The sequence below is a fragment of the Kosakonia pseudosacchari genome (assembly GCF_900184035.1).
GTDB classification, from domain to species: Bacteria; Pseudomonadota; Gammaproteobacteria; order Enterobacterales; family Enterobacteriaceae; genus Kosakonia; species Kosakonia pseudosacchari.
This window is the reverse complement of sequence record NZ_FXWP01000004.1, coordinates 132,834-144,922: the sequence shown is the minus strand read 5'-3', so window position 1 is coordinate 144,922 and position 12,089 is coordinate 132,834. Positions and strand designations below refer to the sequence as shown.

Sequence of the window (12,089 nt, the reverse complement as noted above, 5' to 3'; positions counted from 1 at the left end):
GCGTTGCCGACATTTACGCCAGCAACGCAACAGGTTTAGAACAAGCGGTAACCGTAACCCCACAGGATCACCGTCAGCGCCAGCAGCACTTCGAGTACCAGCACCCCGATCGCCAGCGTCGAGCTTGAGAAACTTAAGCCCTCTTCTTTATTGATATTCAGGAAGGTTGGGATACCGACATACAGCAAGTAACCGGTGTAAAACAGCGCCACGGTCCCCACCAGCGCGCAAAGCCACACCAGCGGATAGAGCGCCACAATCCCACTGAGAAACAGCGGTGTTGCCACATAACCGGCGAACACCATGCAGCGCCCTAATGAGGGCCGCTGCGGCAAGCTACGCGCCATCCACCAGATCACGCGCCCCATCACCGCCACGCCTGCCAGCATCAACGCATAGAACAGCACCGCCAGATAGAAACCGGTAAACAATGACAGCGTCACCACACTGTTTTCGCCAAAATTCCAGCCGATTTGCGTCGTCCCAATAAACGCGCAGACAACCGGAATGGCCGCCATGATTAACACATGGTGAGTGTAATGATGCGAGATTGTCTCGTTTTCGCCCTTAATAACCTGCATTTCACGATCGGGATGGGAAAAGAGTCCCCAGACATGGTTCATAACGCCCCCTCGCTGAAAGCCCGAACATCGACACTGTCAGTATAATTCACTATTACGATTATTTTTTGTACAACAACAAAAATGGCGCGACAACGAAACGGCGTCATTCCGGCGAAGGCGCGATATCGGGTGTATGCTTAAAAGCGTTTTACCGGGAGGACATAAAAACAATGGATATCAATCATCTGATTAGCCAGTACGGCTACGCCGCGCTGGTGATTGGTAGTGTGGCTGAAGGAGAGACAATTACCCTGCTGGGCGGTGTCGCCGCGCATCAGGGGCTATTACGGTTCTGGCTGGTGGTGATATCCGTGGCGCTGGGCGGCATGATCGGCGATCAGTTGCTCTATCTGCTCGGCAGACGCTACGGCACGAAAATCCTGCGCCGCTTCTCCCGTCACCGGGAAAAAATCCACCAGGCGCAGTCGCTCATCCGCCGCCATCCCTACCTGTTTGTTATTGGTTCACGTTTTATGTACGGCTTTCGTATTATTGGCCCACTGTTGATTGGCACCAGCCGTTTACGACCGAAAATCTTTCTGCCGCTCAACATCGTGGGTGCCATCGTCTGGGCACTGCTGTTTACCACGCTCGGTTACGTAGGCGGGGAAGTGATTGGCCCGTGGCTGCACCAGTTCGACCAGCATGTTAAACGCTGGATCTGGCTGATTCTCGCCATCGTGCTGGTGGTGGCGCTGCGCTGGTGGTTTCATCATCGGCGGAAAAAACGCCAGCGCAACGCGGCGAACGACTAAGCCGTTTTCGGTTTGAACTGCGGGTTAGCCAGCATAAAACCGCCATCAATAATCAACGATTGTCCGGTGGTGTAGCTGGCATGTTCTGAACAGAGCCAGGCAACCATGCTGGCGATCTCTTTGGTGGTGCCCGGTCTTGTCAGCGGAACAATGGGCAACGAACCCGGTTTTGCATCTTCATCGCGCATGTTGTTCATCGGCGTGGCTATTGCCCCCGGCGCGACGGCGTTGACCAGGATGTTGTGATCCACCAGTTCCAGCGCCATCGATTTGGTTAACCCGCCGAGCGCGTGTTTGGCGGCGGTATAGGCGCTGGCGTCCGGTAACGGCGTATGCTCATGCACCGAGGTGATATTAATAATGCGCCCGCCCTGCCCCTGCTGCACCATGTGCCTGGCGGCGATTTGCGAGCAGAGAAACGCGCCGTCGACATCGACGGTAAAAATGCTGCGCCAGTCCTCAAATTTCATATCAAGAAACGGGGCTTTGCTCATCGCCCCGGCGTTATTCACCAGCACATCAATGCGCCCGAAGCGGGAAATCAACGTCTCAATCGCCTGCGCCCCTTCCGGCAACTGGCTGAGATCGAGGTGGATGGTTTCCGCCCGCCGTCCAAGCGCCTCAACATGCAAAGCAGCCTCTTCCGCGCCCTTTTCGTCCGAATGCCAGGTAATGCCGATATCAAACCCCTGTTCCGCCAGCATCAGCGCACACTGTCGGCCAATCCCGGAATCGGCGGCGGTCACAATCGCAACTTTGGTTACAGGCATAGGTCGTCCTCTGGTTAACAAATAGACAGGTAAGTATAGGAAAAAGGCACAACTGCGTGAGATTGCCTACGCTTTTAACTACCTGCATATAAAAAGGACGAAGAAAATGATGAAGATACTGCTTTGGGCAATCCTGATTATCTTTCTGATTGGTCTGCTGGTGGTCACCGGCGTATTTAAGATGATCTTCTAACTGTGTCGCCGGGTAGCGCCCGCTACCCGGCATTGCTTGTTAATTCCCCTTCGCGCTGTAATTCACCGGCACCCAGCGATAACCGTTCTCCGCTTTCATCACTTTACCGATACCCGGGAAAGCAATATGCGCTGCGGCCACCCAGTCGCCTTCACGCGCGACCTGCGCCAGCACCTTTTCACGGGTTGTTACCGCTTGCTGCTGATTAACATCGAAATGGATCGCCACTTCCGGCTGGGGCAGTTGCACCGGGTGCGCGTGAATAATATCGCCCCACAGCATCAGCGTCTTACCGCCGTGAGTGACGCGGTAAATGACGCTGCCTGGCGTGTGTCCCGGGGCCGGGATCGCTTCAATGCCGGGGATAATTTGCGTTGGCGCACGGAAGGGGCTGAGCTTACCGGCATCGATAACCGGGCGCAGCGAGCGTTCGGACTCCGCAAAAGTATGGCGCTGCCCCTCTTCTACCTCTTTTTCATGCGCCGGATTGAGCCAGAAATCGACATCACGCTGATCGACCCGCACGGTGGCATTCGCAAATACCGGTTTGCCGTCGCGCTGCACGCCGCCGGAGTGATCGGCATGGATATGCGTCAACAGCACCGTATCGATGGTCGCCGGATCAATGCCCGCCGCCCGCAGGTTTTCCGGCAGATGACCGCCCGCGTCACCAAACAACTGCCCGGCACCGGCATCCACCAGAATGAGCTGCTTGCCGGTGTTAATCACAAAGGCGTTGATCGAGGTTTCGGCATTGACGGGTAAACTGGCCTGCGCCATCCGTTCCTGCAACTGCTCCGGGGTGATATGGGTCAACAGTTTGTCGAACGGCACCGCTACCGTGCCATCGGAAACGGCGGTGATTTGCCAGTCGCCCATCGCCATGCGGTAAAAACCCGGCGCTTGCGGCTGGTGTGTTGAGAGCGGTGCGGCGGCAATAGCGCCAAAACTCAACCCCGCCGTCGCCAGCGCCAACAGAAGTGGATAATGTTTCATACTCTTCTCCAGTCGTTTTCATTGCGCCAGTATCCGGCAACGGCTACTATCACTCCAATTGATTGGAGTAATAATGACTATCAAAGAGAATGATTTCCGCAAAATCGATCTTAATTTATTGATCGCCTTTGCGGTGCTGTTTCGCGAACAGAGCGTTTCCGCCGCAGCGGATAAGCTGCATCTGGGTCAGCCGGCGGTAAGCGGTGTGCTGTCGCGTCTGCGTACCTTGTTTGACGATCCGTTGTTTATTCGTAGCGGCCATAAAATGCAGCCCACCGCCCGCGCCGTGGAGCTGCACACAGAACTGCTACCGCTGCTGGAGCAGTTGCAAAGCGCGCTGTTTCAGCAAACGGCATTTGATCCGCAAACGGCAACCGTTACGCTGACGCTCGGGATGGCGGACTGGGTGGAAATGTGGCTGATGCCGAAGCTGATCCCGGCGTTGCAACAGGCCGCGCCTGGCATGCGCCTGAATGTGGTGGCCAGCGATCCCTTCAGCGACGCAGGTCGGCTGGAAGGCGGCGAGATGGATATGGCGATAAGCGTCGCCGAGGCCGGACCGCGCTGGCTGGAGCGCGAGGTGCTGACCACCATGCCGTTTATCACGCTCTGGCATCCGCAACAGCTGGCGTTGAGCGCACCGCTGGATATCGACACTTTTGCCGCGCAGCCGCACTTAATGGTCAGCTACCGTGAAGCCACCAGCAGCCACTTCGACACGCTGCTGGCAAAAACCGGCCATCAGCGCCGCATCTACTACACCACGCCGCATTTCGCCGCCCTGCCGGGGTTACTGGAGACCATGCCCGCACTGGCAACCGTACCGGCAGGCCTGGCGCAGGAGTGGCAGCGCACGCGCGGGTTTGCGAGCAGCCCGCTGCCGCTGGATGTGCAGCCAATTGAGCTGGCAATGCTGTGGCATCAGCGCCACAGCAGCGATCCGGCGGTAATGTGGTTGAAAGCGTTTATCGCTAAACGCTTTAACTGACGCCTCTGCCCGCTCAACACGGGCAGAGCGGGTGTTATTTCAGACTCTCGCCATTGCTGGCGATGACATCGCGATACCAGTAAAAACTTTTCTTACGGCTGCGTGCCAGGGTGCCGTTGCCATTATCATCGCGATCGACATAAATGAAGCCGTAACGCTTAGAGATCTCCGCTTTGGAGGCGCTGACCAGATCAATCGGCCCCCAACTGGTGTAGCCCATCACCTCCACGCCATCGTCAATCGCTTCGCGCACCTGCACCAGGTGATCGTTAAGATAAGCAATGCGGTAATCGTCGTTAATGCTGCCGTCCGCTTCCACTTTGTCTTTCGCGCCCAGCCCGTTTTCAACGATGAACAGCGGCTTCTGCCAGCGATCCCACAACATATTAAGCAGTGTGCGCAGGCCAATCGGGTCAATCTGCCAGCCCCACTCAGAGCTTGCCAGATGCGGGTTCTGCACCATGCTGAGAATATTGCCGCGCGCTTTCTGGTTCAACTCTTCATCAGTGGTGACACAACCGGTCATGTAGTAGCTAAAAGAGATAAAATCGATAGTCGATTTCAGCGCGTCACGGTCAGCATCGGTGATATCGATGCGAATGCCGTTGTCGCGGAAATAGCGCAGCATATAGCCCGGATAGGCGCCACGGCACTGCACATCGCCAAAAAATTCCCAGCTACGATTCTGCTGGAGCGCTTCCAGCACATCTTCCGGTTTACAGCTCAGCGGATACATCAAACCGCCCAGCAACATGTTGCCGATTTTGCCGTCAGAGACAATCTCGTGGCAGGCTTTTACCGCCAGCGCACTCGCCACCAGTTGGTGATGAATGGCCTGGTACACCTCCGCTTTGCTGCTGGTTTCCGGCAGACCTACGCCGGTCATCGGCGCGTGCAGCGACATGTTGATCTCATTAAAGGTCAGCCACAGTTTCACTTTGCTGGCATAGCGGGTGAACACCGCGCGCGCATAACGTTCGAAAAACGCGATGGTTTTGCGGTTGCCCCAGCCGCCGTACTGCTTTACCAGCCCCCATGGCATCTCATAGTGGGAGAGCGTGACCAGCGGCGTGATGCCATGTTTTGCCAGCTCATCAAACAGCTTATCGTAAAATGCCAGCCCCGCTTCGTTCGGCGCGGGCTCATCCCCGTTGGGGAAGATGCGCGTCCAGGCTATCGACACTCGCAGGCAGCGAAACCCCATCTCGGCAAACAGGGCGATGTCTTCCGGGTAGCGGTGATAGAAATCGATCGCCACATCTTTCAGGGCGCTGTCACCCGGCACACGTTCGACAACATCGCCAAACACGCCTTTTGGCTGTACATCAGAGGTCGAAAGACCTTTCCCACCTTCAAGATACGCGCCCTCCACCTGATTGGCCGCGAGTGCGCCCCCCCATAAGAACGCTTTAGGAAATGCTTTCATCTCTTTCTCCTTTGATTAACCCGCAACCGCAAGCAGCGGCATACCGGCCTGAACTGAACGGGAGGCCACGGTGTGAACGCCACCGAAGCTGTCGCTGTTACTGATGATAATGGGCGTGGCGAGATCGAATCCGGCGGCGATAATCGCCTCGCGATCGAACTCCAGCAGCAGATCGCCGGCTTTCACTTTGTCACCCACCTGCACATGGGCGGTGAAGGGCTTCCCGTCGAGTTTCACCGTGTCGATACCGACGTGGATAAGCACTTCAATGCCGTTATCGCCGAGCAGGCCTATAGCGTGTTTGGTTTCAAACAACGAAACTACTTCACCGGCAAACGGCGCCACCACCCGACCATCAGCCGGAATAATCGCCACCCCTTCCCCCAGCAAACCGCTGGCGAAAGTGGTGTCCGGCACCTGGTCGAGCGCCAGCACGCTACCGTTCATCGGCGCGAGGACCGCGCTGGCCGTTGCCGGGACAACGTCAACCGGCTCTGCGGCAACGGTCGTTTTCGGCAGACCGGCAACAAACGTCAATACGCAGGAGAGCACCAACGCCACCACACACCCGACAATGCCACCCCACAGCGTGGCGTCAACGCCGCCCGGCGGGATCATCTGCGCCAGCGTAAAGACATTGGCAAAACCGAAGGAGTAAACATGGCTGTTGCTGAAGCCAACAATCGCGCCGCCCATCGCCCCGGCGGCACAACCGAAAATAAACGGACGACGCAGCGGCAGCGTTAAACCGTAGACCGCCGGTTCGGTAATACCAAAAATACCGGCGGCAATGGCGGAACCTGCCAGCATTTTCTGTCGGCCATCGCGGGTACGCAGGAAGATCCCCAGCGTTGCCCCCACCTGGCCTAATACCGCAGGCAGCAGGATCGGCAGCATGGTGTCCTGGCCGAACACCGCCAGGTTGTTGATCATCAACGGCACCAGCCCCCAGTGCAGACCGAAAATCACACAAACCTGCCACAGCGCGCCGAGCGCCGCGCCCGCCAGCCACGGTGCCAGCGTGTAAACCGCCTGGTAGCCATGCGCCAGCATCTGGCTAAGCCAGGTGGCGATCGGGCCAATCACCAGAAATGTCAGCGGCACGGTAATGGCAATGCAAAACAGCGGTGTGAAGAAGTTCTTAATCGACGCGTGCAGAAAGCGGTTGCCCTGCTTTTCCAGCCAGCAGCTAACCCACGCAGCCAGAATAATGGGGATCACCGACCCGCTGTAATTGATGAAGGTGACCGGCATACCCAGGAAGGTTTCGCTCACCGCTCCGCTCGCCTGGCCGGCTTCAAAGGCACTTATCATTAATGGGTGCGTTAACGCGCCGCCAATCGCCATCGTAATAAACGGGTTGCCGCCAAATTTTTTCCCGGCGGTGTAACCGAGAATCAGCGGGAAGAAGAAAAAGAGCGCGTCACTGGCGGCGAACCAGATTTTGTACGTGCCGCTGGTGGTCGTGAGCCAGCCACACACGACCGCCAGCGCCAGTAAACCTTTAAGGATACCGGACGCCGCAAGAATGCCGATAAAAGGGGTGAAAATGCCGGAAATGATATCAATCATGCGGCCAAACAGACTGCCTTTATCATCGCCTGCCGCCACGGGCGTATCGTCTGTTAAGCCCGCTTCGTTACGCACTGCTTGCCAGACATCATGAACGTGGTTACCAATCACCACCTGAAACTGGCCGCCGCTTTCCACCACCATAATCACGCCGGGGTTGGCTTTTAAGCCTTCGGCATCGGCTTTTTTCATCTCTTTAAGTTTAAAGCGCAACCGCGTGGCGCAGTGCACCAGGCTTGTGATGTTCTCTTTGCCGCCGACGTGGCTGAGGATCTCTTTTGCCAGCGCTTGATATTCCATGCTGCGTTCCTTACTTCATGCCCGGAGGCGTTGACTAAGTAAAAAAAAAACCTGAGACCGGCACCTCGCGGTGTCGGACTCAGGTTTTGCCTGCATTATGCTTGCAGTAACAATCCGTAAAGCGCGTTAGCGCCGTTCTTTGCGTACCCGCTCAATATGAATAGCGAGGAACATAATCTCTTCTGTGGTCAGCGAGCGCTGATAATTGCTTACCAGGTGACGCGCCACTTTTTCCGCACACTGCCAGGCCAGCCGGTAGTTCTCTTTCACCGCCTGGTGGAGCGACACATCGTCGTCTTCCACCACCGTGCGGCTCAGCATGCGCTGGGAGAAGAACTTCAGGTGCGTGACAAAACGGTGATAGCTCAGTGACTCTTCATCGTATTCCAGCTTCAACTGGTACTTCACGATATGCAAAATTTCCTGCATCACCTTAGTGATATGCATCACTTCAGGCATTTCACTGTTCAGTTGCGCCGTCACCAGATGCAGGGCAATAAACCCCGCCTCATCTTCCGGCAGCTCCACGCCAAGGCGTTTCGCGAGGATCGCCCGCGCCTGCTGACCCAGTTCAAACTCTTTCGGGTAGAGGCGTTTTATCTCCCACAACAGCACATTGCGCACCACCGCGCCCTTTTTCTGCCGCTCAATGGCAAAAAAACAGTGGTCGGTCAGCGTGATGTAGAGGCTCTCCTGCAACTTCCCGAGCCGCCCTTTGGCAAGTTCAATAATGCGATCGCAGGCGGTCATCACCTCCAGCGGGATCTGACTAAGAAGCTCGCCAAGACGCCGCACCAGTTCATCGCTTTGCAGGGCGAACACTTTTTCGATGCAGCCCTCATCAAGCTGGTCGCCGGGGCGTTTCTGGAAGGCAATTCCCCTGCCCATCACCACTTGTTCGCGCTGCTGCTCGTCCAGCACCACCACGACGTTATTGTTTAATATTTTGGCGATATTCATTCCGACCCCGGAAACAAAAAAACCTGACCTCCGGCAGTTGCCAGATGATCAGGTTTCGCCTGCTTGCGCAGTAACAATCCACGCCCGCACTTTAAACCAGCTTTGTCAGAGCGAACAACGAGGCAGCCAGTGAAATGTGATCGCCATCATACGATATATTCAGTTAATGAATGTTGTAATTGCCGCGTGTTAGACGCCAACGCGGCGACGCTGGCGGGCGATCGCTTGCGCGATATCGTCGGAATTTTTATAGGCGCGGATCTCGGTAAACAGTTCGCTGGCCTCAAGGTATTCTTTACGTAAATAACCGAGCCACTGTTTGATGCGCGCAACATGATACAAACCGGTATCGCCCTGCTTTTCCAGCCGCGAATATTTCGCCAGCAATTCGACAACCTCCGGCCACGGCATACGCGGTTCGTTGTACTTCACCACCCGGCTAAGATTCGGTACATTCAGCGCACCGCGACCAATCATCACCGCATCGCAGCCGGTGGCCACCATACAATCCTGCGCACTTTGCCAGTCCCAGATCTCGCCATTGGCAATCACCGGAATCGTTAACCGCTTGCGGATCTCACCGATGGCGTGCCAGTTAATGCACTCCGCTTTGTAGCCCTCTTCTTTGGTGCGCCCGTGGACTGCCAGTTCGCTGGCACCGGCCTGCTGTACCGCATCGGCAATTTCAAACGCCCGAGCGGGGCTGTCCCAGCCAAGACGCACTTTTACCGTCACCGGCAGATGTGACGGCACCGCTTCACGCATCGCTTTTGCGCCACGGTAGATAAGCTCAGGATCTTTGAGCAACGTCGCGCCGCCGCCGCTGCCGTTGACCAGCTTCGACGGGCAACCGCAGTTGAGATCAACGCCCCAGGAGCCCAGCTCAACCGCGCGCGCGGCATTTTCCGCCAGCCACTGCGGATATTGACCTAAGAGTTGAATACGCACCAGCGTACCGGAAGGTGTGCGGCTTTGACGATGCAGTTCCGGGCAGATTTTATAGAAGGATTTTACCGGCAGGCGTTGATCCACCACGCGCAAGAATTCGGTGATGCACAAATCATAATCGTTAACCTCGGTCAGCAGCTCGCGCACCAGCGAATCGAGCACGCCTTCCATCGGCGCCAGTAATACACGCATATCTCGCCCCATAAAAAAGAGGCGCCATAGTAGCGTCTCTGTTCAGGCGTGGAAAGTGCCTTTCTTCACTACACTTTGGGCTACATCATGCGGTAAATCTTGTGGGAATGCATAACGTTCCTGAATGGAATGTTTGGTATGCTCACAATTCATGATGTGATCAGTAGCACGTTTTTCGCTTTAATTGTATGATGAATGCGTTTCGACAAGGGCTTTCACCATGAGTAACTCACTGAATATTATCTGGCAGTATCTTCGTGCGTTTGTGCTTATTTACGCTTGTCTCTACGCAGGCATTTTTGTTTCATCCCTGCTGCCGATTGCCATTCCTGGCAGCATTATCGGCATGCTGATTATGTTCGTGCTGCTGGCGCTGCAAATTCTGCCCGCCAAATGGGTAAACCCCGGTTGCTTTATTTTGATCCGTTACATGGCGCTGCTGTTCGTGCCTATTGGCGTAGGCGTGATGCAATATTACGACCTGCTGCGCGCGCAGTTCGGCCCGATTGTTGTTTCTTGTGCGGTGAGCACACTTATCGTCTTTTTAGTGGTGAGCTGGAGCACCCATCTGGTGCACGGCGAGCGTAAAGTGGCAGGACAAAAAGGTCAGAAAGAATGATGACGTATATCTGGTGGTCGTTACCGCTGACGCTGGCGGTGTTTTTCGCCGCGCGTAAACTCGCCGCGCGTTTCAAGCTGCCGCTGCTCAACCCACTGCTGGTGGCGATGGTGGTGATCATCCCGATCCTGCTGGTCACGGGCACTCCCTATGACCACTATTTCCAGGGCAGTAAAATCCTTAACGATCTGCTGCAACCCGCCGTCGTGGCGCTGGCGTTTCCGCTCTATGAGCAGTTACACCAGATTCGCGCCCGCTGGAAATCGATTATTACTATCTGCTTTATCGGCAGCATGGTGGCGATGTTTTCCGGTACCGCCGTGGCGCTGCTGATGGGCGCGACACCGGAAATTGCAGCGTCGATATTACCCAAATCCGTCACCACGCCGATTGCGATGGCGGTTGGCGGCAGCATTGGCGGTATCCCGGCCATCAGCGCTGTCTGCGTGATCTTTGTTGGCGTATTGGGTGCGGTGTTTGGCCATACCTTGCTGAACCTGATGCGTATCACCACAAAATCAGCACGCGGGCTGGCGATGGGAACCGCCTCGCATGCGCTGGGAACCGCGCGCTGCGCCGAGCTGGATTATCAGGAAGGGGCGTTCAGTTCGCTGGCGCTGGTGATTTGCGGGATTATCACCTCGCTGGTCGCCCCGTTTTTGTTCCCGGTTATCCTCGCGTTGCTGGGCTAAAATTTGCGATACATCGCGCATTTTTGATTTGAGTTTCATAAGTTGCACATACAGTGTGAAGTGAATCACACATAGAGGCTATACAGCCCCGTAAACTACGATTCCAATACACTGCTATGAGGCACAGCTATGCATTCACGTTTTCACCCTGCTTTTTCCGGGCTTGCGGAGAATTTACAGACCGCACTGGCTCCTCTGCTGGCGGATGAGCACTTCCCCGCCATGCTGAGCGCAGAGCAGGTGGCAACATTGCAAAGCGCAACGGGGCTGGACGAAGATGCGCTGGCGTTTGCGTTGCTGCCGCTCGCCGCCGCCTGCGCCCGCACCGACCTTTCCCACTTCAACGTGGGCGCGATTGCGCGTGGCGTCAGCGGAACATGGTACTTCGGTGCCAATATGGAGTTTGCTGGCGCGACAATGCAGCAAACCGTGCATGCCGAGCAGAGCGCGATCAGCCACGCCTGGCTGCGCGGTGAAAAAGCGCTCTCTTCCATCACCGTCAACTACACGCCGTGCGGCCACTGCCGCCAGTTTATGAATGAACTCAACAGCGGCCTGAATCTGCGCATTAACCTGCCGGGTCGCGCGCCGCATACGCTGGGTGATTACCTGCCGGACGCGTTTGGTCCAAAAGATCTCGACATCAAAACGCTGTTAATGGATCAACAGAACCACGGTTTTGCATCGAGCGGGGATGACGTAGCGCAGGCGGCCATTCACGCGGCAAATAAAAGCCACTCGCCCTACACCACTTCGCCGTCAGGCGTGGCAATTCTTTGCCGCGACGGACGTATCTTCAGCGGGAGCTACGCGGAAAACGCCGCGTTCAACCCAACGCTACCACCATTGCAAGGCGCGCTGAATCTGCTTAGCCTTAGCGGTTTTGATTACGCGGATATTCAACGCGCGGTGCTGGCGGAACGCGCCGATGCGCCGCTCACCCAATGGGATGCCACTGCCGCAACATTGCGCGCGCTGGGATGTGAGCATGTCGAACGCGTTTTGCTGAGTAAATAATTGCTGCTGCGGGTTCGCGCCCGCAGTGATGAAAAACC

13 protein-coding genes are annotated in these 12,089 nt (G+C 56.2%); 6 read left to right on the top strand and 7 right to left on the bottom strand.

Features of this window, described 5'->3' with window-relative positions; genetic code table 11:
- Positions 1–35 precede the first annotated feature (35 nt).
- Positions 36–623: a Yip1 family protein gene (locus tag BN2591_RS00725; RefSeq protein ID WP_017459802.1), complete on the bottom strand. Its 588-nt coding sequence runs from the start codon at positions 621–623 to the stop codon at positions 36–38.
- 170 nt (positions 624–793) lie between these two features.
- Between BN2591_RS00725 and BN2591_RS00720 the strand changes: the two genes are divergently transcribed.
- Positions 794–1,378: a DedA family protein gene (locus BN2591_RS00720; RefSeq protein WP_086868211.1), complete on the top strand. Its 585-nt coding sequence runs from the start codon at positions 794–796 to the stop codon at positions 1,376–1,378.
- On the opposite strand, the gene BN2591_RS00715 is transcribed toward BN2591_RS00720, so the two are convergent.
- Complete coding sequence (locus tag BN2591_RS00715; RefSeq protein ID WP_086868209.1) at positions 1,375–2,148, bottom strand: SDR family oxidoreductase; 774 nt, start codon at positions 2,146–2,148, stop codon at positions 1,375–1,377. The genes BN2591_RS00720 and BN2591_RS00715 overlap by 4 nt on opposite strands.
- Positions 2,149–2,257: 109 nt before the next feature.
- Between BN2591_RS00715 and yohP the strand changes: the two genes are divergently transcribed.
- Positions 2,258–2,341: a small membrane protein YohP gene (gene yohP, locus BN2591_RS24855; RefSeq protein WP_000698460.1), complete on the top strand. Its 84-nt coding sequence runs from the start codon at positions 2,258–2,260 to the stop codon at positions 2,339–2,341.
- A 39-nt stretch (positions 2,342–2,380) separates the two neighbouring features.
- Here the strand turns inward: yohP and BN2591_RS00705 are convergent, their stop codons facing one another.
- A complete protein-coding gene (locus BN2591_RS00705) occupies positions 2,381–3,337 on the bottom strand; it encodes an MBL fold metallo-hydrolase (RefSeq protein ID WP_086868207.1) in 957 nt (318 codons plus the stop codon).
- Positions 3,338–3,410: 73 nt separating this feature from the next.
- Here BN2591_RS00705 and BN2591_RS00700 point away from each other — a divergent pair, with 73 nt between their 5' ends.
- Entirely contained in the window at positions 3,411–4,325 is a 915-nt protein-coding gene (locus BN2591_RS00700; RefSeq protein ID WP_086868205.1) for a LysR family transcriptional regulator, read from the top strand.
- A gap of 34 nt (positions 4,326–4,359) precedes the next feature.
- Here BN2591_RS00700 and BN2591_RS00695 read toward each other — a convergent pair whose 3' ends face one another.
- The 4 genes from BN2591_RS00695 to dusC form a co-directional block, all read right to left on the bottom strand.
- A complete protein-coding gene (locus BN2591_RS00695) occupies positions 4,360–5,751 on the bottom strand; it encodes a glycoside hydrolase family 1 protein (protein ID WP_086868204.1) in 1,392 nt (463 codons plus the stop codon).
- Positions 5,752–5,766: 15 nt separating this feature from the next.
- Positions 5,767–7,623 carry a PTS beta-glucoside transporter subunit IIABC gene (gene bglF, locus BN2591_RS00690; RefSeq protein ID WP_086868202.1) on the bottom strand — a complete coding sequence of 619 codons (1,857 nt, stop codon included), beginning with the start codon at positions 7,621–7,623 and terminating at the stop codon, positions 5,767–5,769.
- Positions 7,624–7,749: 126 nt separating this feature from the next.
- Positions 7,750–8,583: a transcriptional antiterminator BglG gene (gene bglG, locus BN2591_RS00685; RefSeq protein WP_086868201.1), complete on the bottom strand. Its 834-nt coding sequence runs from the start codon at positions 8,581–8,583 to the stop codon at positions 7,750–7,752.
- Positions 8,584–8,772: 189 nt separating this feature from the next.
- The gene (gene dusC, locus BN2591_RS00680; RefSeq protein ID WP_086868200.1) at positions 8,773–9,723 is read right to left on the bottom strand and encodes a tRNA dihydrouridine(16) synthase DusC; all 951 of its coding nucleotides are present in this window, start codon (positions 9,721–9,723) and stop codon (positions 8,773–8,775) included.
- A 220-nt stretch (positions 9,724–9,943) separates the two neighbouring features.
- Between dusC and BN2591_RS00675 the strand changes: the two genes are divergently transcribed.
- The 3 genes from BN2591_RS00675 (at position 9,944) to cdd (ending at position 12,051) form a co-directional block, all read left to right on the top strand.
- Positions 9,944–10,342 carry a CidA/LrgA family protein gene (locus tag BN2591_RS00675; protein WP_065370513.1) on the top strand — a complete coding sequence of 133 codons (399 nt, stop codon included), beginning with the start codon at positions 9,944–9,946 and terminating at the stop codon, positions 10,340–10,342.
- Positions 10,339–11,034 carry a CidB/LrgB family autolysis modulator gene (locus BN2591_RS00670; RefSeq protein ID WP_086868199.1) on the top strand — a complete coding sequence of 232 codons (696 nt, stop codon included), beginning with the start codon at positions 10,339–10,341 and terminating at the stop codon, positions 11,032–11,034. The genes BN2591_RS00675 and BN2591_RS00670 overlap by 4 nt, the downstream gene beginning before the upstream one ends.
- A gap of 129 nt (positions 11,035–11,163) precedes the next feature.
- The gene (gene cdd, locus BN2591_RS00665; protein ID WP_086868198.1) at positions 11,164–12,051 is read left to right on the top strand and encodes a cytidine deaminase; all 888 of its coding nucleotides are present in this window, start codon (positions 11,164–11,166) and stop codon (positions 12,049–12,051) included.
- Positions 12,052–12,089 lie beyond the last annotated feature (38 nt).

What these genes read in the sequence shown, in the direction of transcription:
- BN2591_RS00725 (WP_017459802.1), bottom strand. Translation starts at nt 623, where the DNA reads ATGAACCATGTCTGGGGACTCTTTTCCCATCCCGATCGTGAAATGCAG.
- BN2591_RS00720 (WP_086868211.1), top strand. Translation starts at nt 794, where the DNA reads ATGGATATCAATCATCTGATTAGCCAGTACGGCTACGCCGCGCTGGTG.
- BN2591_RS00715 (WP_086868209.1), bottom strand. Translation starts at nt 2,148, where the DNA reads ATGCCTGTAACCAAAGTTGCGATTGTGACCGCCGCCGATTCCGGGATT.
- yohP (WP_000698460.1), top strand. Translation starts at nt 2,258, where the DNA reads ATGAAGATACTGCTTTGGGCAATCCTGATTATCTTTCTGATTGGTCTG.
- BN2591_RS00705 (WP_086868207.1), bottom strand. Translation starts at nt 3,337, where the DNA reads ATGAAACATTATCCACTTCTGTTGGCGCTGGCGACGGCGGGGTTGAGT.
- BN2591_RS00700 (WP_086868205.1), top strand. Translation starts at nt 3,411, where the DNA reads ATGACTATCAAAGAGAATGATTTCCGCAAAATCGATCTTAATTTATTG.
- BN2591_RS00695 (WP_086868204.1), bottom strand. Translation starts at nt 5,751, where the DNA reads ATGAAAGCATTTCCTAAAGCGTTCTTATGGGGGGGCGCACTCGCGGCC.
- bglF (WP_086868202.1), bottom strand. Translation starts at nt 7,623, where the DNA reads ATGGAATATCAAGCGCTGGCAAAAGAGATCCTCAGCCACGTCGGCGGC.
- bglG (WP_086868201.1), bottom strand. Translation starts at nt 8,583, where the DNA reads ATGAATATCGCCAAAATATTAAACAATAACGTCGTGGTGGTGCTGGAC.
- dusC (WP_086868200.1), bottom strand. Translation starts at nt 9,723, where the DNA reads ATGCGTGTATTACTGGCGCCGATGGAAGGCGTGCTCGATTCGCTGGTG.
- BN2591_RS00675 (WP_065370513.1), top strand. Translation starts at nt 9,944, where the DNA reads ATGAGTAACTCACTGAATATTATCTGGCAGTATCTTCGTGCGTTTGTG.
- BN2591_RS00670 (WP_086868199.1), top strand. Translation starts at nt 10,339, where the DNA reads ATGATGACGTATATCTGGTGGTCGTTACCGCTGACGCTGGCGGTGTTT.
- cdd (WP_086868198.1), top strand. Translation starts at nt 11,164, where the DNA reads ATGCATTCACGTTTTCACCCTGCTTTTTCCGGGCTTGCGGAGAATTTA.